Source organism: Citricoccus alkalitolerans (genome assembly GCF_039528175.1).
Taxonomy (GTDB): domain Bacteria; phylum Actinomycetota; class Actinomycetes; order Actinomycetales; family Micrococcaceae; genus Citricoccus; species Citricoccus alkalitolerans.
Genome location: NZ_BAAALH010000001.1, coordinates 775958 through 798340 on the forward strand (window position 1 = coordinate 775958; position 22383 = coordinate 798340).

The window sequence follows — 22383 nt, forward strand, 5'->3', positions numbered from 1 at the left end:
TGAGGCGGTTCTGAACAGCGGCTCAGAAGAAGGCGTTGGAGAAGCGCAGCAGGATGGACGCGAGCACGCCCACGTAGAGCAGAACGATGATCGGCCAGGACCATTCGGCGGCGAACTTGCGGAGACCGGCCGGTGCGGGGATCACGCCGTGTTGGATGTTCCGGGACGTCAGCAGGACGAACAGGGGGATCATGCCGGCCCAGACGACCATGCAGTACAGGCAGAGGATGTTGATCTCGTAGACGGCCTGGCTCCACAGCCAGACGATGAAGACGAAGCCAGCCAGGACTCCGAGGTTCATGCCGATCCAGAACCAGCGGGCGAACCGCGCCCGGGCGAACAGGGCCATGGCGATCGTGACGACGATCGGGAACGCCACCATGCCGATGAACTGGTTGGGGAAGTTGAACAGCTGGGACTGCCACGTCTTCATGACCTCGCCGCAGGACACCCAGGGATTGAGGTCGCAACTGGTGATGTGGTTCGGATCGTTCCACAGCATCACCCGTTCCATGACGAGCATGAGGGTGCCGAACAAGCCCAGCAGGGCGGTGACCAGCAGCACCCAGGCTGTACCGAGGGGCCGGGCGTACCAGCTGAGGCGGTCGTCGAGCCCGCTGCCGGGGGTGGCGCCGTCGCTGCCGGCGTCGGTCGCGGTGTGGGGGGAGGCATCTGCGCGGGAGTTCACCGCTCCATCGTAGAACGTGGGGTGCTTCAGCGAATGAGTCCTGGTCTCGCGCACGGCCGTGCGCCGGGTGGCGGAGGCTCATCGGCTTCATCCCGACGATCAGGCTCCCCGTGTGAGAGAATGATCATCGACCCGCCGATGGCCACACCATGGGCAGGGTCCATTGGACGGCCACCGGGCCGGCGGTAGAGGACTGAGGCAGTGTAAGGAAACTGCCAGGCCTGAGAGACGCGGACCACGCGTCCCCGGCCTTGCGACAGCCGCCATGGGCACGCGACAAGACGCGTGAACCGGGATGGCCGCCGATGGTTCCGGGAGAGGGCGCCGCATCCCGCGGAGACCGAACCTACGGTTCACCTAAGACTTTTTGGAGTCCGTCGACGGCGGCACCCCGAGTACCGCTTGACGGATCGGGGGAAACGCCACCGGGAACGGACCGAGCCGCTCCACGGGCACGAGTGTGGCGTGACCGCGGTGCAGGAGGTGCTGTCCATGGCAGCCAACGAACACCACGACAACGACGCAGCAGCAACGTCCGAACAGGACGCGCAGACCGCCGGCGACCGGACGCTGGATCCGCCCTCGGCTGTTCCCGAGGACGCCGGAACAACGGCCGCGCAGGAATCGCCCTCCGCTGAGGGAGCACCGGCCGCCGAGGAGCCGGCCGCTGATGACCCCTTCGCCATCCCGGAAGACCCGTTGGCCCTGATCTTCAAGGCTCCGGACCTGTCCACTCTGCCCCAGGTACCGCGCAGGTCCCGCGAGGACCGCAGTGAGCGCAGTGAACCCGAGGGCCGCGGCCCGCGTCAGAACCGCAACCGCCGTCAGGACGAGGACGCCAGCGGCGGCTATGACGAGGTCGAGGCCACCGCTGACGACTCCCGCATATCCCGCGATGACCGGGACGAGCAGGATGACGATGGCGGCCAGCCCGGTTCGCGCAGCTCCCGCCGTCGCCGTCGCAGCCGTAGCCGCTCGGGCAACGCCTCGGACCAGGGCCGCCCCACCTCGGAAGACGGCGACGACGACCAGTCCCAGCGCAGCTCCGGTGCGAGCGGCCGAGACGGGCGTGAGGACCGTCAGAACCAGGACCAGGTGGACGCCTCTGACGCCGACGGCGACGGCAACGGTTCGCGCCGACGTCGCAAGCGCCGCCGCGGTGACGTGGACATGGAGCTGGAAGGTGGCGCCGGGGATGACCCGGAGAACACCGTGACCCGCGTGCGCGCACCCCGCCAGGCCGCCTCCACCGGCCCGGAGGCCGTTGCCTCCCTCAAGGGCTCCACCCGTCTGGAGGCCAAGCGCCAGCGCCGCCGCGATTCGCGGTCCGGTGGCCGTCAGCGCCGCCATGTGATCACCGAGGCCGAGTTCCTGGCCCGCCGCGAGTCGGTGGACCGCAAGATGCTGGTCCGCCAGCGCGAGCACCGCATTCAGATCGCCGTCTTGGAGGATGGGGTCCTGGCCGAGCATTTCGTGTCCAACACCACCCAGGACTCACTGATCGGCAACGTCTACGTGGGCAAGGTCCAGAACGTGCTGCCGTCTATGGAGGCCGCCTTCGTGGATATCGGCCGGGGCCGCAACGCGGTGCTCTACGCCGGTGAGGTCAACTGGGATGCCGCCAGCCTCGAGGGCAAGTCCCGCAAGATCGAGAACGCCCTGAAGTCCGGCGACTCCGTCCTCGTCCAGGTCACCAAGGACCCGGTCGGTCACAAGGGCGCCCGGCTCACCAGCCAGATCTCCCTGCCGGGCCGCTACCTCGTGTACGTGCCGGGTGGTTCCATGACGGGTATCTCCCGCAAGCTGCCGGACGTCGAACGCTCCCGCCTGAAGAAGATCCTGAAGGACCATCTCCCGGAGAACGCCGGCGTGATCGTCCGCACGGCGGCCGAGGGCACCTCGGAGCAGGAGCTGATGCATGACATCAACCGCCTGCGCGCCCAGTGGGAGGGCATCGAGGCGAAGTCGACCTCCACGAAGACCCTGGCCCCGGAACTGCTCTACTCGGAGCCGGACCTGACGATCAAGGTGGTCCGTGACGTCTTCAACGAGGACTTCTCCGGCATGATCGTTCAGGGCGAGGACGTCTGGGACAACATCGAGGCCTACGTGACTTACGTAGCGCCGGACCTACTGCCCCGCCTGGAGCAGTGGAAGCCCGAGGAACACGGCGGCGAGGACCTGTTCGCGTCCAACCGCATCGACGAGCAGCTGCAGAAGGCGCTGGACCGCAAGGTCTTCCTGCCCTCCGGCGGTTCACTCGTCATCGACCGCACCGAGGCCATGACCGTGGTGGACGTCAACACCGGCAAGTTCACCGGGTCCGGCGGCAACCTCGAGGAGACCGTCACCAAGAACAACCTCGAGGCTGCCGAGGAGATCGTCCGGCAGCTGCGGCTACGGGACATCGGCGGCATCATCGTGATCGATTTCATCGACATGGTGCTGGAGTCCAACCGTGATCTGGTGCTGCGCCGCATGGTCGAGTGCCTCGGCCGGGACCGCACCAAGCACCAGGTCGCCGAGGTCACGTCGCTCGGCCTGGTCCAGATGACCCGCAAGCGTATGGGCACCGGCCTCGTCGAGATCTTCTCGGAGACCTGTGAGCACTGCAGCGGCCGCGGCATCATCGTCCATGACATGCCCGTGGAACACCGCCGCGCCCATACTGCGCACGGCGAGCCGCGGGCCCACAGCGCGTCCCACAGCCACGGCGGATCGGCCCGATCCGGCGGATCCGGCAGTTCCGACGGATCCGGGCAGGATGACTCCAACGACGCAGGCCGGAAGTCCTCCCGCAGTGAGCGCCGCCGCCGCAGCCGGGAACGCCAGGCCGAGCGTGAGCGCCATGAGCATCAGGAGCCGCCGGTCGAGCAGAAGCTCTCTCCCGAGGAGGAGGCCGAGCGCAAGGCCCGTGCCGAGGCGGCCCGGGCGGCGTTCGCCAACATGGCAGCCGCCGCGGCCAGCGCGCACGAGGAGAAGGACGGGGACCCCACCACTGAGAAGGCCTCCCAGTCGGTGCCCGAGCAGGCCTCCGAGAAGGTCGCCGGGCAGGACCGGCCGGATCCGGCACCCTCGACCCTGACTCTCGCGGGCGAATCCGTCGAGGTGCCGCAGGCCAAACGCCGCTCCCGGCGGTCGAAGGCCACAGCGGCCCACCCAGCCGACTTGGCGTCGCTGGAGAGCGCTCTCGACCAGAAGACCCCCCGCGACCAGCGCGCCTCCGGCGACACGGTCCAGCCAGGTCAGGCAGCTCAGGCAGTCCAGGCGGGCCAGGGGGGCCAGGCTGAACCGGCAGCACGGCCTCAGCGTCGTCGTCGGGCAGCCTCCTCCGAGGGAGCCGGTGACATCCGGACGGTGGAGGTCGCGGCGGCTGACGAGAACACCGGCGGTGGACATCGGTTCAGCGCTACCGCAGCCCCGGCCGGGAATGCCGCGGAGGCGGAGGCCCGGCAGGAGAAGGTGGCCGCGCCCTCGGCCGCACCCATGATGCTCGGTGTCGGCGTCAAGGCGGAGGATATCGCTCGCCCCGAGTGAGCGTGTCATTTGGCCCGAGGGGCACCGGCGGGTAGGATGGATACTCGGTGCTGCGCCGCCGTCGTTTTCTGTCTGCCCGGTGAATTGGGTGTTGGAAAGCCCGCCGGTACGCCGAGAGCCGTTGCCCCCGCTGTCCGGGACCGTCCGCCTTTGCCGGCCGGACACCGCTGGTTTGGGCAGGCCGGGTTGCAGTCAAACAGATTCGTAAATGTCGAGAGAAGTGAGTCCCAAGTGGTGTACGCGATTGTCCGCGCTGGCGGCCGCCAGGAAAAGGTCTCCGTTGGAGACCTCGTTACCCTTGACCGCGTTGCCGCTGAGGCCGGAAGCTCCCTGGAGCTCTCCGCCGTCATGCTGGTGGACGGGGACAAGGTGACCACCGGTGCTGATGACCTGTCCAAGGTCAAGGTCACTGCCGAGGTCGTTGACCATTCCCGTGGCAAGAAGATTGTCATCCAGAAGTACAAGAACAAGACCGGCTACAAGAAGCGCCAGGGTCACCGTTCCGAGCTGACCACCGTCAAGGTCACCTCGATCGCCTGATCCGGACTTCCAGGTCCCCGAGATAAACACCGAAGGATTGCACCATGGCACATAAGAAGGCCGGTAGTTCCTCCAAGAACGGCCGCGATTCGAACGCACAGTACCTGGGCGTCAAGCGTTTCGGCGGCCAGGCCGTCAACGCCGGCGAGATCCTGGTCCGCCAGCGCGGTACCAAGTTCCACCCGGGCGCCAACGTCGGCATCGGCAAGGACGACACCCTGTTCGCCCTGTCCGCCGGCGCCGTCGAGTTCGGCAACCGTCGTGGCCGCAAGGTCGTGAACATCGTTACTGCCGCTGCTGAGTGATCATTCAGCTGACGGCACCGGGGGAGTGATCCCCCAGTAGTTCAACGCTCCGGCGGGGGTGGGCCACTGCGGCCCGCCTCCGCCGCAGTGGTTAACGCGCTCTATGCTCCGCCCCGGAGCACAGCGATTTGCGCAAGACTGGGACCACCGTACGGGTGGTACCGAGAAGTTCTTCAGGAGAGGCGGCCATGGCGGCTTTCGTGGACCGAGTGGTCCTGCACGTTTCCGGCGGACACGGAGGCCACGGCGTGGCCTCCGTGAAGCGGGAGAAGTTCAAGCCCCTGGGCGGTCCCGACGGCGGCAATGGCGGGGATGGCGGAGACGTCACCCTGGTCGTGGATTCGCAGACCACCACGCTGCTCTCCTTCCACCACGCACCGCACCGTCACGGCGGCAACGGCGGGCCCGGGATGGGCGATTTCCGCAATGGCGCCAACGGCGAGTCCCTGACGCTGAGCGTGCCGGACGGCACCGTGGTCAAGGACGCTGAGGGCAACATCCTCGCCGACCTCGTGGGTCACGGTGCCAGCTTCGTGGCGGCAGAAGGCGGCATGGGCGGCCTCGGCAACGCGGCGCTGGCCTCGGCCAAGCGCAAGGCCCCCGGCTTCGCCCTGCTCGGCATCCCCGGGGAAGAGCGGGACATCGTCCTGGAACTGAAGTCCGTGGCGGACGTTGCCCTCGTGGGCTTCCCCTCGGCCGGCAAGTCCTCCCTCATCGCCTCCATCTCCGCGGCCCGCCCCAAGATCGCCGACTATCCGTTCACCACCCTGGTGCCGAACCTGGGCGTGGTCCAGGCTGGACAGACTCGATACACCGTCGCCGACGTCCCGGGCCTGATCCCGGGTGCCTCCGAGGGCAAGGGCCTGGGCCTGGAATTCCTGCGCCACGTGGAGCGCTGTGCGGCTCTGGTGCACGTGCTGGACTGTGGCTCCCTGGAGACCGACCGGGATCCGCTCTCCGACTTCGAGGCCATCGAGGCCGAACTCGCCGCCTACGCCGTGGAGCCGACCTTCGCCCAGGGCGGTCAGGGCGTCATCCCGCTGAACGAGCGCCCCCGGTTGATCGCCTTGAACAAGACCGACCTACCGGACGGTCAAGACATGGCGGACATGGTCCGTGCCACCCTGGAGGCGCGTGGACTGCGCGTGTTCGAGGTCTCCGCCGTCTCCCACAGGGGACTGGACCCGTTGAAGTTCGCCATGGCCGACCTGGTCCGCCAGGCCCGCGAACGGCTGCCCGAGCCCGAGGAGATCGCCGAACCCGACGTCATCCGCCCGCGTGCCGTCCGCTCGCGCAAGGGCCGCAAGGGAGAGTTCGAGATCCGCCGCGAGGAGCGCAACCTCGAGCCCCTGTTCCGGGTCCGTGGCGTCAAGCCCGAACGGTGGGTGGCCCAGACCGACTTCACCGTGGATGAGGCCGTGGGCTACCTGGCTGACCGCCTCAACCGCCTCGGCGTGGAGGACGAGCTGTTCAAGCAGGGCGCCAAGCCCGGCGATGCCGTGGTCATCGGCTCGGATGACAACGGGGTGGTCTTCGACTGGGAGCCGACCATGGCGGCCGGTGCCGAACTGCTCGGCGGCCCCCGCGGAGCGGATCTTCGCATGGAGGAACGGGACCGGCCCACCCGTGAGGACAAGCGTCGTGACTACGAGGAGCGCAAGGCCGCCCGCGCCGCGACCCAGGCCGAGCTCGAAAGTGAGCGACGCACCGGCGTGTGGGCGGTGGATCAGGAGATCAATCGCCTGGCGGGTATCAGCGACGAGGAGTCCGACGGTGCCGGCACGGCCGGGGAAGCCGAAGAGGTCACGGGCCGCGAGGACTCCCATGGCTGAGCAGGTCCCCAATCCGGTGACGGGTCGGGACACCCTGCGCCGGGCCCGCCGCCTGGTCGTCAAGATCGGCTCCTCCTCCCTGACCACCCCCACGGGTGTGAACCGGGAAGCCATCGACTCGCTCGTGGACACGATCGCCGCGGTCCGCGCCCGCGGCACGGAGGTCATCCTGGTGTCCTCGGGGACCATCGCCGCCGGCATCCATCCCCTCGGGCTGGGCAAGCGCCCTCGGGACCTGGCCACGCAGCAGGCCGCCGCCGCCGTCGGGCAGGGCAAGCTGCTTGCCGAGTACACGGCCTCCTTCGCGCGACACGGCACCGAGGTGGCGCAGGTGCTGCTGACCGCGGAGGACCTGATCCGCCGCACCCAGTACACCAACGCACACCGGGCCCTGAACCGGCTGCTGGCGTTGTCGGTGGTCCCGATCGTGAACGAGAACGACACTGTGACCACTGCGGAGATCAGGTTCGGGGACAATGACCGGCTCTCGGCCCTGGTCGCCAACCTGCTGCGCGCAGATGCGCTGCTGCTGCTGACGGACGTCGACGCCCTGTACACCGCACCGCCCTCGCGTCCCAGCTCGGAACGCATCGCTCACGTGGTCTCGAAGGCGGACCTGGAGGCGGTGCAGATCGGGCGGACCGGGCCGGCCGGCGTCGGGACCGGGGGCATGGTCACCAAGGTGGACGCCGCCGGGATCGCCACCGGATCGGGGATCCACGCGATCGTCACCTCGGCGCAGAACGCCGAGGCCGCGCTGGCCGGTGAGGATGTGGGGACGTGGTTCCAGGCCTCCGGGAAGCGGCAGTCCGCGCGCGGCATCTGGCTCGGCCTGCTCGCCGAGGTGCAGGGCCGTGTGGTGCTCGACGACGGCGCGGTCGCCGCGGTCGTGAAGAACCGCCGGTCCCTGCTGCCGGCCGGGATCACCGGGGTGGAAGGGGCTTTCGAGGCCGGCGACCCAGTGGAGCTGGCAGACGCCGTCGGTACCGTGGTGGCCCGTGGCTTCGTCAACTACTCCTCGACGGAGCTACCTGCCATGCTCGGACGGCACACCGTCCAGCTGCGTGAGGAGTTCGGACCGGAGTACCAGCGGCCCGTGGTGCACACTGACGATTGTGTCCGACTGCCGGCGAGGGCACGGGCCCGGCGTTAGGCTGGGGTGTATGTCCACGACTGCCCAGAACAACGCCCCCGTCACCGACTCATCCATCGGAACCGGACCCTCCGGGGAACAGGCCGGAGCTTCCGTGCCACAGGAGGTCCGCGAGGCGATCCGCGCGGTGGCCGAGCGGGCCCGCAGGGCGCGTCCGGAACTGGCCACCGCGCGTCGGGCCCGAAAGGACGAGACCCTGCAGGGCATGGCGGACGCACTGCGTCAGAACGCCTCCGCCATTCTGGCGGCCAACCGCAAGGACGTGGAGAACGGCCGCGAGAAGGGCACCTCGGAGGCCATGCTCGACCGGCTCAGCCTGGACGGGCCGCGGATCGAGGCCTTGGCCGCCGCGCTGGAGGAGCTGATGGCCTTGCCGGACCCGGTCGGCAAGGTGGTGCGTGGACGTGACCTGCCCAACGGCTTGCACATGACCCAGCTGCGTGTCCCCCTGGGCGTGGTGGGAGCCATCTACGAGGCTCGCCCCAACGTCACCGTGGACATCGCCGGGCTGGCCCTGAAGTCCGGCAATGCCGTGATCCTGCGCGGCGGCTCCGCCGCGCGGGAGACCAACACAGTGCTGATCCAGATCCTTCGGGAGCAGGCACTGGCCCACGGCTTCGAAGCGGACATCGTCCAGGGGATCGACGAGTTCGGCCGGGACGGCGCCACGGCACTGATGTCCGAGCGCGGGTCCGTGGACGTGCTGGTGCCGCGGGGTGGACGGGAACTGATCCAGTCCGTGGTCCACAACGCCAAGGTGCCGGTCATCGAGACCGGCGAGGGCAACGTGCACCTCTACATCGACGAGTCGGCTCCGGTGAAGATGGCCGTGGACATCGCACTGAACGCCAAGACCCAGCGCGTCTCCGTGTGCAACACCGCCGAGACGCTGCTGATCCACGCGGGGGCGGAGAAGGCCGGCCGTGAGGTGCTGCGCGCCCTGCACCGGGCCGGGGTGCTTCTGCACGTGGACGAGGGCGCCCGTGCCTGGTTGCCCGCCGAGGCGGAAGCCTCGGCCGCGCCGGCCACGGAGGAAGACTGGGGCACCGAGTACCTGGCTCTCGAGCTGGCCGTGAAGACCGTCGGCTCGCTCGATGAGGCCATGGACCACATCCGCCGCTGGTCCACCGGGCACACCGAGGCGATCGTGACCAATGATCTGGCCCATGCCGACCGGTTCGTCGCCGAGATCGACTCCGCTGCAGTCATCGTCAACGCCTCTACCCGCTTCACGGACGGCGGTCAGCTCGGGCTCGGTGCCGAGGTGGGGATCTCCACGCAGAAGATGCACGCACGCGGTCCGATGGGCCTCGAGGAGCTCACCACCACCAAGTGGGTGCTGCGCGGCCAGGGCCAGGTCCGATCCTGACGCGGGCCGGAACCCTGCGGGGAACGTACTAGGATGGACCGCAGACATCACCGTGATACGAGGCTGGGGTACCGGCCGTCATAGCAGTCTTAGCAGTGTTAAGGGAGAACCACCAGATGCAGAACATCACCGCGGCCGTGGCCGTTGCCGCTGAAGAGGCCCACGTGGTCAACGAGCTCATCGCCCCGGACTGGGTCTTCGGCGTGGGAAGCTTCGCCATCCTGATGCTGATGCTGGTGGCCACCATGTCCCTGCGTTCCGTCTCGGAGCGCCACCCCGCGCCGGCCACTGACGTCAACGTCCACGGATCGGCTGGCCACGGCGGTCAGCGTTCCGGTCACTGATTCTCCCCTGAACCGCATCTCGCTGTGACCCACCGTCGCTTCCGCCTGGGCATCATGGGCGGCACCTTCGACCCCATCCACCACGGTCACCTCGTCGCCGCCTCCGAGGTGGCCTCCGAGTTGGACCTGGACGAGGTCGTCTTCGTGCCCACGGGCCAACCCTGGCAGAAGGATGCGGGGAGGGTGTCACCCGCCGAGCACCGGTACCTCATGACCGTGGTCGCGACGGCCTCGAACCCCCGCTTCACGGTGTCCCGCGTGGACATCGACCGGCCCGGCCCCACGTACACGGCGGACACTCTGCGCGACCTGAAGACTCTGCGCCCCGAGGCAGAGCTGTTCTTCATCACCGGTGCCGACGCCCTCGAGCAGATCATGACCTGGAAGAACGTCGAGAAGCTCTGGGACATGGCCCAGTTCGTGGGCGTGACCCGTCCTGGACACGACCTGGTGGAGCTGGGGCCGGAGACGGGCATCAAGCTCATGGAGATCCCCGCCATGGCGATCTCCTCCACCGATTGCAGAGTCCGGGTCCAGGGCGGCAAGCCGGTCTGGTACCTGGTGCCGGACGGTGTGGTCCAGTACATCGCCAAGCACAACCTGTACCTGCCGTCCGCCCATATCCCCGGAGGGGGACTGGGCGGCGGCAGCGGTGAGGGTCAGGAGCCGTTCACCGGGGGGAGCCGCCCGTCCGACATGCTCCCGGACACACCACGGCAGGCCGGGGACCCGGCTGCCGCAACAGCATCGACGCCGGGAACCACCGTATGAGTCATCAGCAGGACCAGAAGCCACAGGGCGCCAACCCGCGTCTCGGGAAACCCGAGATCAAGCGCGTCGCCCCCCGGACGGAATCGGCGCCGGGAGCCACTGGCGCAACCCAGACCGAGCAGCCGTTGCCGACACGGCGGTCCCTCCGCCAGCACCGCCGTGCCGACAGCGAGGCGGGCGCTCCGGCCGGCGATCCCTCCAAGGCGACCATCCTGGAGTTGCCGGCCACCTCCATCAGCCCCGCCGACGTCGGCCCCCTCACCGGACAGCTGCCCCGCGTCATCTACGCCACGGGCGAGTCCGGAAACGGCGCCTACGCCATCAAGTCCCCGGCCGAGGCGGTGTCCTCGACCGGTGGCGACACCGCACCCGCGGACCGGCCCGCGCTGAAGGCCCGCCGGGCCACCGGTGCAGCGGACCGTGGGGCCAGGGGGCCGGGGAAGCAGACCACCGCGCCGGTGGCGGCCTCCTCAACTGAACGGCTGCCCGAGGGTGTGACTCTGGACCGGGACGGTGTCCCCACGGGCCCGGGCGGGCAACCGCTCTCGCGGCGCCAACTGCGCGAATGGCGACGCCAGCAGGGTGCAGCCATGCCAGCCGCTGCCACCACGGATGGTCCGGTCTCCCCGGAGTCCGAGAACGCCGCTGAACGTGGCAATCCGGAACCCGTCCGGCCGACTACCCGCCGCGAGGCCACCCGGGCCCGCCGGGCCGAGGCGCCGGAAGGGGCACCCTCCGGTGCTGTGGCGGAGTCCGCTGAGATGACCGATGGCGGCACGGCCGTGGCCGTGGCCGCGGCTCCGAGCACCTCCGCGGGACAGCCGTTCACCCGGGAATCCCTCGCCGCGGAGGGAGTTGCGCTGGCAGCCCGGATCGAGGCCGCAGCAGGGGCGGATCCGTCCACGGTCGACCCGGCTCTGCTCCGGGAACAGGAGTTGTTGGCCGAGAAGGCGCGTCAACTCAACACCGGCCTCATCAGCCAGGTCCCATCGGTGGATCCGGAGGCCGCTTCGCCCTCGGTGACGAGATCACCGTCCGTAGCGAAGCCAACGGCTGGCGCTGCCGCGGCGAAGCTGGGGGCAGTTTCTCCCACCGACCGGCACGAGCCCGTGGACGCGCAGTCCGCGCATGGACTCGATTCCATCCAGGCCTCCGAATGGTCCGCACGCGAGCGGACTCTGATCATCGTGGCCGCGATCGTGGTCCTGATCCTCGTGGTCGCGCTGATCTTCGCCATCGTCTTCTGACGGCCTGCCCCTCCACGGCTCCTTTCGTCCTTTCCACCGCCTCCTACCGCTCTCACTGTTCCTTTCCGCTTCCTTCCTGAGTTCACTCATCCGACCAGTTCACTGACCCACACCGAGGTGCCTATGACCATTCCCGAGACCACCCTGACCGCACTCAAACTGGCCGGACAGGCCGCCGCAGACAAGCAGGCCACGGACATCGTGGCCGTGGATGTGGCACAGCAGATGGGCCTCACAGACGCCTTCCTGATCGCCTCCGCAGGCTCTGAACGCCAGGTCGTCTCGGTGGTGGATGAGATCGAGGACGTGCTGACCCAGCAGCTCACGCTGGACGTCATCCGCCGCGAAGGCAAGGCCGGTGGCCGCTGGGTCCTGCTGGACTACGGCCACTTCGTGGTGCACGTCCAGCACGAGGAGGAGCGCGTGTTCTATGCGCTGGACCGCCTTTGGAAGGACGCCCCACTGGTGGACCTCGGCCTGGCCGATGGCGTGGCCGCGGACGAGGGCGGCTCCGCGGTGGACCCGGACGAGGGCCCGCGGGACTGGACCCCCAGCCGGGATCAGGACTGATCGCCGCCTGCAGATCTGAGTGGAACTGACCGGTGCTGAACAGCTCTGAACTGCACTGAACGGGGGAGAGGGAATGCGACTGGTCTTGTTGCGGCACGGCCGCACGGCGTGGAACGCCGAGGAGCGCTACCAGGGACACACCGATATCCCCCTGGACGACGTCGGCCGGTCTCAGGCCGCTCAGGCCGCACTCCGGTTGGCCGGCCACCATTTCGACCTGGCGGCGTCCTCACCCCTGGTCCGTGCCCGCGCCACCGCGGAATCCGTGGTGGACGGCCGTGGTCTGGACCTGGTTCTGCACGAGGAGTTCATGGAGACCGGTGGCGGCACCTGGGAGGGTCTGAGCTTCACTGAGATCCGGACTCAGTGGCCGGACGACTGGACCACGTGGCGCAGCTCCCATCTGGACCACGGCCCGCTGGGAGGGGAGACCCCACGACAGTCCGGCACCCGGGTGGTCACCGCCATCACCCGCATGGTGGGCGAGGCGGAGTCCACTCTCGGCACGCCGGAGGCCATGCTGGTCACGGCGCACGGCAACTGCCTCCGGGCCGCGGCCACGCTCCTGACCGGTATGGACGCGGCCGGGATGGGGCGGTTGGAGCGGCTGCGCAATGGTGCGGCGATCGTCCTGGAGGGCTCGCCGCAACGCCCCGGACGGTGGCGGATCGAGGCCTACAACGCGTGAAGAACGAGTGATCAACGGCTGAGGGCCGGCGCCCGGACGGTGGATCTTGTGCCCTCCACCACAGGGAGTCCGGTTGATTTGCGGAGCGCACGATGTGCTGTGTATATTTATGGAGTTGCTTCGGGCGGAACGGAAACGGGAAGGCCCAAAACAACGCATCTGGGGGTATGGCGCAGTTGGTAGCGCGTCTCCATGGCATGGAGAAGGTCAGGGGTTCGAATCCCCTTACCTCCACCAGATGAAAAGCTCTTGTTCTTCGGAACAAGAGCTTTTTCGTTACCTCGGCGCGGCGGAGCACCACCGTGAGGGGTAGCATGGGGAGTTGATCTCCCTGTAGCGGTCCGCGTCCATGCCGGTTCCGTACAGTCGGCATGGTCCCCCTGTCTTGAAACAACCCCGATGAAAGCGTGATCCTTTGGCCCGTTCGCCTCGCAAGTCCAAGTCCCCGTCCGGCGTTCCTTCCGGGGGGTTGCGGGTCACGCCACTGGGAGGCCTCGGCGAGGTCGGACGCAACATGACCGTCTTCGAGTACAACGGCAAGCTGTTGATCGTCGACTGCGGTGTGCTCTTCCCGGAGGAGCACCAGCCCGGGATCGACGTCATCCTGCCGGACTTCACGTCCCTGCAGGGCCGCTGGGATGACATCGTCGGCATCGTGCTGACCCACGGGCACGAGGACCACATCGGCGGCGTGCCCTACCTGCTCAAGGAACGTCCGAACATCCCCCTGATCGGCTCGCAGCTGACGTTGGCCTTCATCACCTCCAAGCTCACCGAGCACAAGATCACGCCGGTGACGGTCCACGTGGAGGCCGAGGACCTCTACCAGGCCGGTCCCTTCGAACTCGAGTTCGTGGCCGTCAACCATTCCATTCCGGATTCGCTGGCCGTGGCCATCCGCACTCCTGCCGGCCTGGTCCTGCACACCGGTGACTTCAAGATGGACCAGTTCCCGCTGGACGGGCGCATCACCGACCTGCGGCACTTCGCCCGGCTGGGCGAGGAGGGGGTGGACCTCTTCCTCACCGACTCCACCAACGCCGAGGTGCCCGGCTTCACGATCTCCGAGCGAGATCTGACCCCGGCGATCGACCAGGTCTTCGCCACCGCGCCGAAACGGATCATCGTCTCCAGCTTCGCCAGCCATGTGCACCGGATCCAGCAGGTCCTGGACTCCGCGCACGCTCACGGCCGCAAGGTCGCCTTCGTGGGCCGGTCCATGGTCAAGAACATGGGCATCGCCCGGGAACTCGACTACCTCAAGATCCCGCGCGGGCTCGTGGTGGACTTCAAGAAGCTGCAGTCCATGCCGGACAACAAGGTGACGTTGGTGAGCACCGGTTCCCAGGGCGAGCCGATGGCCGCCCTGTCCCGGATGGCCAACGGCACCCACCAGATCAAGCTCGGCACGGACGACACCGTGCTGATGGCCAGCTCCCTGATCCCCGGCAACGAGAACGCCATCTACGGCATCATCAACAAGTTCACCGACCTTGGCGTGAAGGTGGTGCACAAGGGCAATGCCAAGGTGCACGTCTCCGGACACGCCTCCGCTGGCGAGCTGGTCTACTGCTACAACATCGTGCAGCCCACGCACGTCATGCCCGTGCACGGTGAGTCCAAGCACCTGCACGCCAACGCCGAACTGGCTGTGAAGACCGGTATCGCTCCGGAACGCGTGCTGGTTGTCAAGGACGGCACTACCGTGGACCTGGTCAACGGCAAGGCAGCTGTCTCCGGTCAGGTTGAGGCCGGCCTGGTCTACGTGGACGGCCACACCGTCGGCAAGGTCACCGAGGAGACCCTGAAGGAGCGCACGTCGCTGCAGGAAGGCGGCTCTGTGACGGTCGTGGCCCTCGTGGACGCGGACACCAACCAGCTCGCCGAGCCCCTGGAGTTCGTCACCAAGGGTTTCATCCAGGACAAGGTGATCTTCGACGGTGCGGCCAAGAAGGTCTCGATCGCACTGTCGAAGCCGTCCGTGTCCGAGATCGACGACCTCGACAAGCTCGAGCAGCTGATCGGCGACACTGTGGCCCGTCACCTCGATCGTGCCTACCGCCGGGCGCCCGTCCTGACGGTCGTCGTCATCGACGCCTGACCCGGGCTATTACGGTTGGGGCATGGAATCGCCCATCCAGGAGTACCTCGAGTCTCTGCTCGCTGACGTCCAGCGCCTGCGCGGGGGAGAGCCCTACCGGGTGCACCCCACGGGGCGTGAGCCTAACCCTGAGGACTTCGGCATCTGCCTGGCCACCGTGGACGGCCGGGTCTACTCGGTCGGGATCGCCGACCAGGAGTTCTCGATCCAGTCGATCTCCAAGCCGTTCAGCTACGGGCTCGCCCTGGCGGACTTTGGCTTCGAAGCCGTGGACGAGAAGGTGGACGTGGAACCTTCCGGGGACCCGTTCAACCAGATCTCCCTGGCCCCGGTGACGGGCCGGCCGCCGAACGCCATGGTGAACGCCGGGGCTCTGGCGGTGGCCTCGATGATCCGTGGCGGTGGCGGCAAGTCCGCCGTGCGCCGGATTGTGGACACCTACTCGAGGTTCGCCGGGCGGGACCTGTCCAGCAGCCGTGCGGTCTTCGATGTGGAGATCCGACACAGTGACCGCAACCATGCCCTGGCCTACCTGCTCAGCTCCGTCGAGGTCATCGAGAACGATCCCAGCCGCGCCCTGGAGAACTACCTGCGCCAGTGCTCCGTCCAGGTGACCTGCCGTGACCTGGCCATGATGGCGGCCACCCTGGCCAATGGTGGCACGCAACCGGTCACTGGGGAGCAGGTCTTCGAGATCGACGTGGTGGAACGGGTCCTGTCCGTCATGATGACCTCGGGCATGTATGACGACGCCGGCGCATGGGTCAGCAGCGTCGGCATGCCCGCGAAGTCCGGGGTGGGCGGCGGAACGCTGGCCGTACTGCCAGGACAGGCCGGCCTGGCTGTCTTCTCGCCTCCGCTGGACGGGCACGGCAACAGCGTCCGGGGGCTGGAGACCTGCCGGCGGGTGTCGAAGGACATGGAGATGCACTTCGTGCGCGCCGCCCGCAGCGGGCGGTCCGCGGTCAAGGACACCATGGAGATCTCCCGGTTCCCCTCTCGCGTGCGGCGCACCGAGGAGGAGGCCGCGGTGCTGGAGCGCTACGGGGACCGGGCCCGCATCATCGAGGTGAGCGGCGACCTCTTCTTCGCCGGCACTGAATCGCTGGTCCGCGCGGTCAGTGAACTGGAGGACGGCGTCGTCTTCGTGGTCTTGGACCTGCGGCAGGTGTACGACGCCGGCCGGCTCGCCCGCCAGATGATCACCGGGCTCCAACGGCAGCTGGCCGCGGCGGGACGTGAACTGGTCCTCGTCACCGGTGAGGCGGCCCCCGCCCTGATCTTCCATCCCGACGCCGGCCCCGAGGGACACGCCGTCCCGGTGCCGGTCTTCGAGGGCCTCGGTGAGGCGGTCGAACACTGCGAGGACGCCCTGCTGGAACGCTACGGCGCGCCGATCTCGGCCACGGAACGGGTCCCGGTGACCGAATCACCTGCCCTGGACCTCCTGGAAGCGGCCGACCGTGAACGGCTGGCCGCACTGATGGAACACCGGTTCCACGAGGACGGCGACGTCATCCGCCGGGTCGGGCAGCGCTTCGGCGGCGTGCATTTCATCGTCTCCGGACAGATCAACACCATCGCCACCAACCCCCTGGGTGAGCGGGTGCGGTTGAACACGCTGGGGTCCGGGATGACGTTTGGTGAGCTGGCCCTCGGAACCGCGGACCGGCAGGAGACCACCGAGAAGGCCGTCGGCGAGGTCGAGCTCATGGTCCTCACCCCGGAGGCGATCGAGGTGCTGGAACAGGACGATCCGGCGCTGGCGCTGCAACTGTGGCGAGCCCTGACGCGGGACGCCTACACGCTCGTGGACCGCTACCTGCGTGAGGCCGCAGTCCGCCTGACGTACTGAGACGTACCGTGGAAAGTCGCTGAACTATAGTCGTCATCAGGCATTATTCGTGGAAAGGGGGCAGCCGTGGAATTCCTCGAGTTCCTGTGGAACCGGGCAGACGACCTGGTCGAGATGGGTCTGGCACACGCCGCGATCGTCGGTGCGGCGGTCCTCATCGCCACCGTCATCGGCGTGGCCCTGGGCATCGCCACCTATCGGACGGAGCGTCCGCGGGAGTTCGTGCTCGCGATCACCGGGACATTCCTGACCATCCCGTCCTTCGCCTTGTTCATCCTGCTGCTGGGGCCGCTCGGCCTCGGCTGGCCGCCGGTGCTGTTCGCCTTGGTGCTGTACGGACTGCTGCCGGTGGTGCGCAACACGATCACCGGGTTGCGGGAAGTGGACCCGGCCGTCATCGAATCGGCCCAGGGCATGGGACTGAACCGGCGGCAGCGCCTGCTGCGGATCGAATTGCCGCTGGCCTGGCCCGTGGTCATCACCGGTGTCCGGGTCACCACCCTCGTGCTGCTGGGCATCGCTGCCATAGGCGCGGTGGTCAACGGACCTGGCTACGGCGAGATGATCTTCACCGGGCTGGCCCGGGTGGGAACACCCGTGGCCGTGAACATGGTGTTGGCCGGCACTCTCGGTGTGATCGTGCTGGCCGTCCTGTTCGACCTCATCTTCTACACCGTCCAGCGACTCACTACTTCGCGAGGTATCCGATGACCCAGACACCACAGGCCGCACCGGAACCCGAGGTCATGATCCGCCTCGAGAACCTGACCAAGCGATTCGCCGGGACGCAGCGCAATGCCGTGGACGGACTCACCCTGGACATCCACACCGGTGAGATCGTGGTCCTCGTGGGCCCCTCGGGCTGCGGCAAGACCACCACCATGAAGATGATCAACCGGATCATCGAACCGACCTCCGGACGGATCATCCTCGGCGGCGAGGATGTCACCACCACGAACGCGGACCAGTTGCGGCGCAGGATCGGCTACGTCATCCAGCAGACCGGCCTGTTCCCGCACCTCACCATCGGTGAGAACGTGGCCACCGTGCCGAAGCTGCTGGGGTGGGACGCCGCCCGCACCCGGTCACGGGTGGACGAGCTGTTGAGCATGGTCAACATGGACCCGGACGAGTACCGCGGCCGCTACCCGAAACAGCTCTCCGGCGGGCAGCAGCAACGCATCGGGGTCGCTCGTGCGCTCGGTGGCGACCCTCAGGTGATGCTGATGGACGAGCCCTTCGGAGCGATCGACCCCATCACCCGTGAACGCCTCCAGAACGAATTCCTCCGTCTGCAGTCGGAGGTCCGCAAGACGATCGTGTTCGTCACCCATGACATCGATGAGGCCATCAAGATGGGGGACCGGATCGCGATCCTGCAGGAGGGGTCCTCGATCGCGCAGTACGACACCCCGGAGAAGATCCTCACTGCACCGGCCAACGACTTCGTGCGTGACTTCATCGGTGGGGGCGCCTCCCTGAAACGGCTGAGCCTCTCCCGCGTCCGGGACATCGAGCTCGCTCCCTGGCCCACGGTGTCCGCGGCGGACTCCATGGAGCAGGCACATCGGGTGCTGCGCGAATCGGACCACAGTGCCGTCCTCGTGCTGGACCCGGAGGGACGCCCGGCCCGCTGGGTCGGCGCCGACGATCTCCGCCGGATCCAGGGACAGCCCCTGGACCGGATCGGCACGGTGCCCCAGGCGGTGGTGGAGTCGCGGGCCACCCTGAGTGACGCCCTGAACGAGCTCATCGCCGCCCGCTACGCCGTCACCGTTGTGGTAGACCAGCACGGTCGCTACCAGGGGGTCGTGGACATCGAGCAGATCAACGAGGCCATCCGGTCCATGCGTCACTCCGCTGTCGCCGAGGCGCGCACCGAGTTCGCGGACGGGAGGTCCACCCCATGAGTACGGCCACCCACGCCCGGGTACGGGACGCCGACGTCGTGACACAGACCCCGCCTGCCCCCGGCCGCCGCGGGTGGGTGGGATATCTGACGATGCCCCTGATCCTGGCCGCCGTGCTGGTCTCGCTGTACCTCTACGTCACCGGTCAGGAGCTGGACTCGATCGAGGCACGCTCACTGAACGCCAATGCCCTCTCCACGGCGGTGGGAGAGCACGTGGCGCTGACGGCGGTGTCCACCGTGATCACGCTGGTGATCGCGGTCCCCCTGGGGATCGTGCTGACCAGGCCCTTCACACGCCGGGTCCGTCCGTTCATCATCACCCTCCTGACCCTGGGCCAGGCGGTGCCGACGATCTCCGTCCTGGTGCTGTTGGCCGTGATGTTCCTGTTCCTCGGATTCCAGGCCGCGATCGTCGGCCTGGTGCTCTATGCGATCATCCCGGTGCTGCTGAACACCATGGTCGGGCTGGAACAGGTGGACGAGAACGTGCTCGAGGCAGGGAAGGGCATGGGACTGTCCCGGTTCCAGGTCCTGCGCCGCCTGGAGCTTCCCCTGGCCGTGCCCGTGATCCTGGCCGGTGTCCGCACCGCCCTGGTGATCAACGTGGGCACGGCAACATTGGCGACCTACATCAACGGCGGTGGACTGGGTGACATCATCATGGCCGGACTGTCCACCAACCGGGTGCTGGTCCAGGTGGTCGGGGCCGTGTTGACGTCCGTGCTGGCCCTGCTCATCGACTACCTCGCCGGACTGGCAGAGGACACCCTGCAGCCCAAGGGTCTCCGGTCACGCCGGGCCTGAACGGCGGCACCGCCCACTTCTGGCCCCTCCACGTGACCGCACCCGAATCGCACTGACCAGACCCTGATCGCACTGAAATGAGGAGATACATGAGAAACGCACTGAGGCGCAGGTCCACGCTGGGCATTGGCCTGACGGGCATGGCCGCGCTACTGCTGACCGGCTGTGGTGGTGGCGACGGCGCCGCTGACAGCGCCAACGCCGGCAAGCTGGACGGGGCTGAGCTCACCGCCGGCTCGAAGGAGTTCACCGAGTCCGTCATCCTCTCTCAGATCACCGCGCTTGCCCTGGAGGACGCGGGGGCCAGTATCGAGGACCAGACCGGGATCTCGGGCAGTGCTACCGTCCGTGAGGCGCTGGAGACGGACCAGATCGACTTCTACTGGGACTACACCGGCACCGGCTGGGTGAACGTCCTCGGCAATACCACCGAGGAGGTCCCGGAAGATCTGTTCGCGGCGGTCTCGGAGGCGGATGCGGAGAACGGCATCGCCTGGCTGGACGCGGCACCCTTCGAGAACACCTACCGGATCGCGGTCAAGCAGGACTTCGCAGACGAGAACTCCCTGGTCACGCAGTCCGACGCCGCGGAGTTCATCAACGCCAACCCGGACCAGGCTCGCGTCTGCGCGGCCAGTGAGTTCATCAACCGTGATGACGGGCTGCCCGGCCTGGAGGAGACGTACGGTTTCGAGTTCTCCGAGGTGGTCGAGCTGGAGTTGAACCTGATCTACACCCAGGTCGGGGACACCTGCGAGTTCGGCGAGGTCTTCTCCACGGACGCCCGCGTCGCCTCGAACGACATGCTGGTCCTGGAGGACGACCAGCAGTTCTTCGTCGAGTACCAGGGCGCCATGACCCTGCGCCAGGAGACCCTGGACGAGTACCCGGCGATCGCAGAGATCATGGCCCCGATCTCGGAGAAGCTCACCAACGAGACGATGATGGAGCTCAACGGCAAGGTGGACACCGACGGTGAGGACCCGCAGGATGTCGCCGAGGAGTGGCTCCAGGACGAGGGACTCCTCGGCGGCTGACCGCTCCCTTCCAGATCGCCCCACGCCATCGTCGGCCGGTTCCCGGAGACCTGATCAGGCCTCTGGGAACCGGCCGACGGTCTCCTGCGCGTTGACGCCGTGCAGGACCGTGTCGAACATCCGGTAGTAGGCCAGTTCCTCCCGGGTGCGCACCGGAGGGATGAGGGCGTGCGCCTCGGCCGCCAGCTCGTCGTCGCTGACGGTGCGGCCGAAGTGCTCGCCCAGGACATCGTTCATGCCGGTGCCCTCACCGAACTGCTCCTTGCGGCGCCAGAGCACCTCGTCCGGCAGCCAGCCGTCGAAGGCCTGGCGCAGCAGCCACTTGGCCGGACGGTCCCGCCCCACCAGCTTCCATTCCGGGGGGAGAGCCATCGCCAGTTCCACCATGTCCAGGTCCAGGAACGGCAGGCGGGGCTCCACCCCGAGCGCACCTGCCACGCGGTCCACCCGTTGCAGACCGCCGATATGCATGCCCTGCAGGGTCTCCAGCAGTTCCGCGTGCAATTCGGATCCGTCACGGTGGTGCCCGTAGTGGGTGTAACCAGCGAAGAGCTCGTCGGCGCCCTCGCCCACGAGGACGATCTTGACGTGCAGGGACGCGAGGCGGGAGACGAAGTAATTGGGCACCGCTGAATGCACGAGTTTCGGATCGAAGGACTCGAGTCCGGCGACGACCTCGGGCACCGCCTCGACGGCGTCCTGGGCGGTGTAGACCAGCTCGTGGTGGTCCGTGCCGCAATGCTCGGCCACGATCCGGGCGGCGGCGAGATCCCCGCTGCCCTCGAGTCCGACGGCAAAGGTCTTCAGCGGTGCTGACGCCCAGTCGCCGCGTCGGGCGGCGATGGCGGTGATGATGCTGGAGTCCACGCCACCGGACAACAGCACCCCGGGACGCTGCCGGCTGGCCAGGCTGCGGTCCACGGCCCGGATCAGGGTCTCGCGCAGGGCATCGAACACCCAGGCCGGCGGCTCGTCGTCCGCGGATCTGCTCTGCAGGAGCACCGGCGTGGTGCCGGGGAAGCGCCGAATGGGTTTGAGCCCCTCCTGCGGGGTCCAGCAGTGTCCCGGCGGAAAGGGCCGCACGGCGGGGCGCTGGTCCTCGTCGAAGGCCTTCAGTTCCGAGGCGAACACCACCGTCTCGCCCTCGTGTACCCAGTACAGCGGAGCCAGCCCGAGGATGTCACGGGCCGCGGCGAAGCGGCCGTCCGCGCCGGCGACCACGAGGGCGAAGGGTCCCCACAGGTGTTCGAAGGCCTCGTCTCCGTACTCCTCGACGAGGACGATCGCGGTCTCCAGGTCCGAGTCGGTCCGGAAACGCCCTTCACCCAGCCGCTCGCGGATCCGGCGGTGATTGTGGATCATGCCGTCCCCGACGACCCAGAGCCCGCCGTCCCGTCCGCCGGACAACGGCTGGTCACCGGAGACCGGGTCGACGATGGACAGATACCTGCTGCCGAGCCAGGACCGGCCCAGTTCCCGACTGCCCGCCCCGTCCGGGCCGCGGTGGGCCAGCCGGTCCAGCATCCGCTGGCCGCGGCGGGGATCGAAGGAACCATGGGCTGCGACTACACCTGACATGGATATCCACCCCTGATCGAGAAAACCGGTACGTCTGCTTCCAGCCTAGTCT

The 22383-nt window shown here is 68.0% G+C and carries 19 protein-coding genes and 1 tRNA gene; 18 read left to right on the forward strand and 2 right to left on the reverse strand.

The window, feature by feature from the left end:
- Positions 1-22 precede the first annotated feature (22 nt).
- Entirely contained in the window at positions 23-688 is a 666-nt protein-coding gene (locus tag ABD134_RS03445) for a vitamin K epoxide reductase family protein (protein WP_344226720.1), read from the reverse strand.
- Positions 689-1180: 492 nt separating this feature from the next.
- Here ABD134_RS03445 and ABD134_RS03450 point away from each other — a divergent pair, with 492 nt between their 5' ends.
- From ABD134_RS03450 to ABD134_RS03535, 18 genes are all read left to right on the forward strand, one after another.
- Positions 1181-4225, forward strand: coding sequence for an Rne/Rng family ribonuclease (locus ABD134_RS03450; RefSeq protein ID WP_344226722.1), 3045 nt, complete (start codon positions 1181-1183; stop codon positions 4223-4225).
- A 231-nt stretch (positions 4226-4456) separates the two neighbouring features.
- A complete protein-coding gene (gene rplU / locus ABD134_RS03455; protein ID WP_344226724.1) occupies positions 4457-4765 on the forward strand; it encodes a 50S ribosomal protein L21 in 309 nt (102 codons plus the stop codon).
- A gap of 44 nt (positions 4766-4809) precedes the next feature.
- Positions 4810-5070 (forward strand): 50S ribosomal protein L27, encoded by a 261-nt coding sequence (rpmA, locus tag ABD134_RS03460; protein WP_115931093.1) that lies wholly within the window; start codon positions 4810-4812, stop codon positions 5068-5070.
- A gap of 188 nt (positions 5071-5258) precedes the next feature.
- Entirely contained in the window at positions 5259-6902 is a 1644-nt protein-coding gene (gene obgE / locus ABD134_RS03465; protein WP_344226725.1) for a GTPase ObgE, read from the forward strand.
- A complete protein-coding gene (gene proB, locus ABD134_RS03470; RefSeq protein WP_344226727.1) occupies positions 6895-8055 on the forward strand; it encodes a glutamate 5-kinase in 1161 nt (386 codons plus the stop codon). The genes obgE and proB overlap by 8 nt, the downstream gene beginning before the upstream one ends.
- A 10-nt stretch (positions 8056-8065) precedes the next feature.
- The gene (locus ABD134_RS03475; protein ID WP_344226729.1) at positions 8066-9424 is read left to right on the forward strand and encodes a glutamate-5-semialdehyde dehydrogenase; all 1359 of its coding nucleotides are present in this window, start codon (positions 8066-8068) and stop codon (positions 9422-9424) included.
- Positions 9425-9540: 116 nt separating this feature from the next.
- Positions 9541-9768, forward strand: coding sequence for a hypothetical protein (locus ABD134_RS03480; protein ID WP_344226730.1), 228 nt, complete (start codon positions 9541-9543; stop codon positions 9766-9768).
- Positions 9769-9822: 54 nt separating this feature from the next.
- Entirely contained in the window at positions 9823-10539 is a 717-nt protein-coding gene (nadD, locus tag ABD134_RS03485; protein ID WP_344227655.1) for a nicotinate-nucleotide adenylyltransferase, read from the forward strand.
- The gene (locus ABD134_RS03490; protein WP_344226731.1) at positions 10536-11786 is read left to right on the forward strand and encodes a hypothetical protein; all 1251 of its coding nucleotides are present in this window, start codon (positions 10536-10538) and stop codon (positions 11784-11786) included. The genes nadD and ABD134_RS03490 overlap by 4 nt, the downstream gene beginning before the upstream one ends.
- A gap of 123 nt (positions 11787-11909) precedes the next feature.
- Entirely contained in the window at positions 11910-12356 is a 447-nt protein-coding gene (rsfS, locus tag ABD134_RS03495) for a ribosome silencing factor (RefSeq protein WP_115931099.1), read from the forward strand.
- A 73-nt stretch (positions 12357-12429) separates the two neighbouring features.
- Positions 12430-13044 carry a histidine phosphatase family protein gene (locus ABD134_RS03500; RefSeq protein ID WP_344226735.1) on the forward strand — a complete coding sequence of 205 codons (615 nt, stop codon included), beginning with the start codon at positions 12430-12432 and terminating at the stop codon, positions 13042-13044.
- A 161-nt stretch (positions 13045-13205) separates the two neighbouring features.
- Positions 13206-13281 (forward strand) — tRNA-Ala (locus tag ABD134_RS03505).
- Positions 13282-13459: 178 nt separating this feature from the next.
- Positions 13460-15145 carry a ribonuclease J gene (locus ABD134_RS03510; protein ID WP_344226737.1) on the forward strand — a complete coding sequence of 562 codons (1686 nt, stop codon included), beginning with the start codon at positions 13460-13462 and terminating at the stop codon, positions 15143-15145.
- Positions 15146-15167: 22 nt separating this feature from the next.
- Entirely contained in the window at positions 15168-17000 is a 1833-nt protein-coding gene (gene glsA / locus ABD134_RS03515) for a glutaminase A (protein ID WP_344226739.1), read from the forward strand.
- A gap of 66 nt (positions 17001-17066) precedes the next feature.
- Complete coding sequence (locus tag ABD134_RS03520) at positions 17067-17711, forward strand: ABC transporter permease (protein ID WP_344226741.1); 645 nt, start codon at positions 17067-17069, stop codon at positions 17709-17711.
- Complete coding sequence (locus ABD134_RS03525) at positions 17708-18910, forward strand: betaine/proline/choline family ABC transporter ATP-binding protein (protein ID WP_344226743.1); 1203 nt, start codon at positions 17708-17710, stop codon at positions 18908-18910. The genes ABD134_RS03520 and ABD134_RS03525 overlap by 4 nt, the downstream gene beginning before the upstream one ends.
- Positions 18907-19716 (forward strand): ABC transporter permease, encoded by an 810-nt coding sequence (locus tag ABD134_RS03530; protein ID WP_344226745.1) that lies wholly within the window; start codon positions 18907-18909, stop codon positions 19714-19716. Before ABD134_RS03525 ends, ABD134_RS03530 begins: the two co-directional genes overlap by 4 nt.
- 89 nt (positions 19717-19805) lie before the next feature.
- Positions 19806-20753 carry a glycine betaine ABC transporter substrate-binding protein gene (locus ABD134_RS03535; protein WP_344226747.1) on the forward strand — a complete coding sequence of 316 codons (948 nt, stop codon included), beginning with the start codon at positions 19806-19808 and terminating at the stop codon, positions 20751-20753.
- Positions 20754-20807: 54 nt separating this feature from the next.
- Here ABD134_RS03535 and ABD134_RS03540 read toward each other — a convergent pair whose 3' ends face one another.
- Positions 20808-22331, reverse strand: coding sequence for an asparagine synthase-related protein (locus tag ABD134_RS03540; protein ID WP_344226749.1), 1524 nt, complete (start codon positions 22329-22331; stop codon positions 20808-20810).
- Positions 22332-22383 lie beyond the last annotated feature (52 nt).

Coding starts and splice junctions, on each gene's coding strand:
- proB (WP_344226727.1), top strand. CDS start 6,895: ATGGCTGAGCAGGTCCCCAATCCGGTGACGGGTCGGGACACCCTGCGC.
- nadD (WP_344227655.1), top strand. CDS start 9,823: ATGGGCGGCACCTTCGACCCCATCCACCACGGTCACCTCGTCGCCGCC.
- ABD134_RS03525 (WP_344226743.1), top strand. CDS start 17,708: ATGACCCAGACACCACAGGCCGCACCGGAACCCGAGGTCATGATCCGC.
- ABD134_RS03450 (WP_344226722.1), top strand. CDS start 1,181: ATGGCAGCCAACGAACACCACGACAACGACGCAGCAGCAACGTCCGAA.
- obgE (WP_344226725.1), top strand. CDS start 5,259: ATGGCGGCTTTCGTGGACCGAGTGGTCCTGCACGTTTCCGGCGGACAC.
- ABD134_RS03530 (WP_344226745.1), top strand. CDS start 18,907: ATGAGTACGGCCACCCACGCCCGGGTACGGGACGCCGACGTCGTGACA.
- ABD134_RS03480 (WP_344226730.1), top strand. CDS start 9,541: ATGCAGAACATCACCGCGGCCGTGGCCGTTGCCGCTGAAGAGGCCCAC.
- ABD134_RS03490 (WP_344226731.1), top strand. CDS start 10,536: ATGAGTCATCAGCAGGACCAGAAGCCACAGGGCGCCAACCCGCGTCTC.
- rsfS (WP_115931099.1), top strand. CDS start 11,910: ATGACCATTCCCGAGACCACCCTGACCGCACTCAAACTGGCCGGACAG.
- ABD134_RS03500 (WP_344226735.1), top strand. CDS start 12,430: ATGCGACTGGTCTTGTTGCGGCACGGCCGCACGGCGTGGAACGCCGAG.
- glsA (WP_344226739.1), top strand. CDS start 15,168: ATGGAATCGCCCATCCAGGAGTACCTCGAGTCTCTGCTCGCTGACGTC.
- ABD134_RS03540 (WP_344226749.1), bottom strand. CDS start 22,331: ATGTCAGGTGTAGTCGCAGCCCATGGTTCCTTCGATCCCCGCCGCGGC.
- ABD134_RS03535 (WP_344226747.1), top strand. CDS start 19,806: ATGAGAAACGCACTGAGGCGCAGGTCCACGCTGGGCATTGGCCTGACG.
- ABD134_RS03475 (WP_344226729.1), top strand. CDS start 8,066: ATGTCCACGACTGCCCAGAACAACGCCCCCGTCACCGACTCATCCATC.
- rpmA (WP_115931093.1), top strand. CDS start 4,810: ATGGCACATAAGAAGGCCGGTAGTTCCTCCAAGAACGGCCGCGATTCG.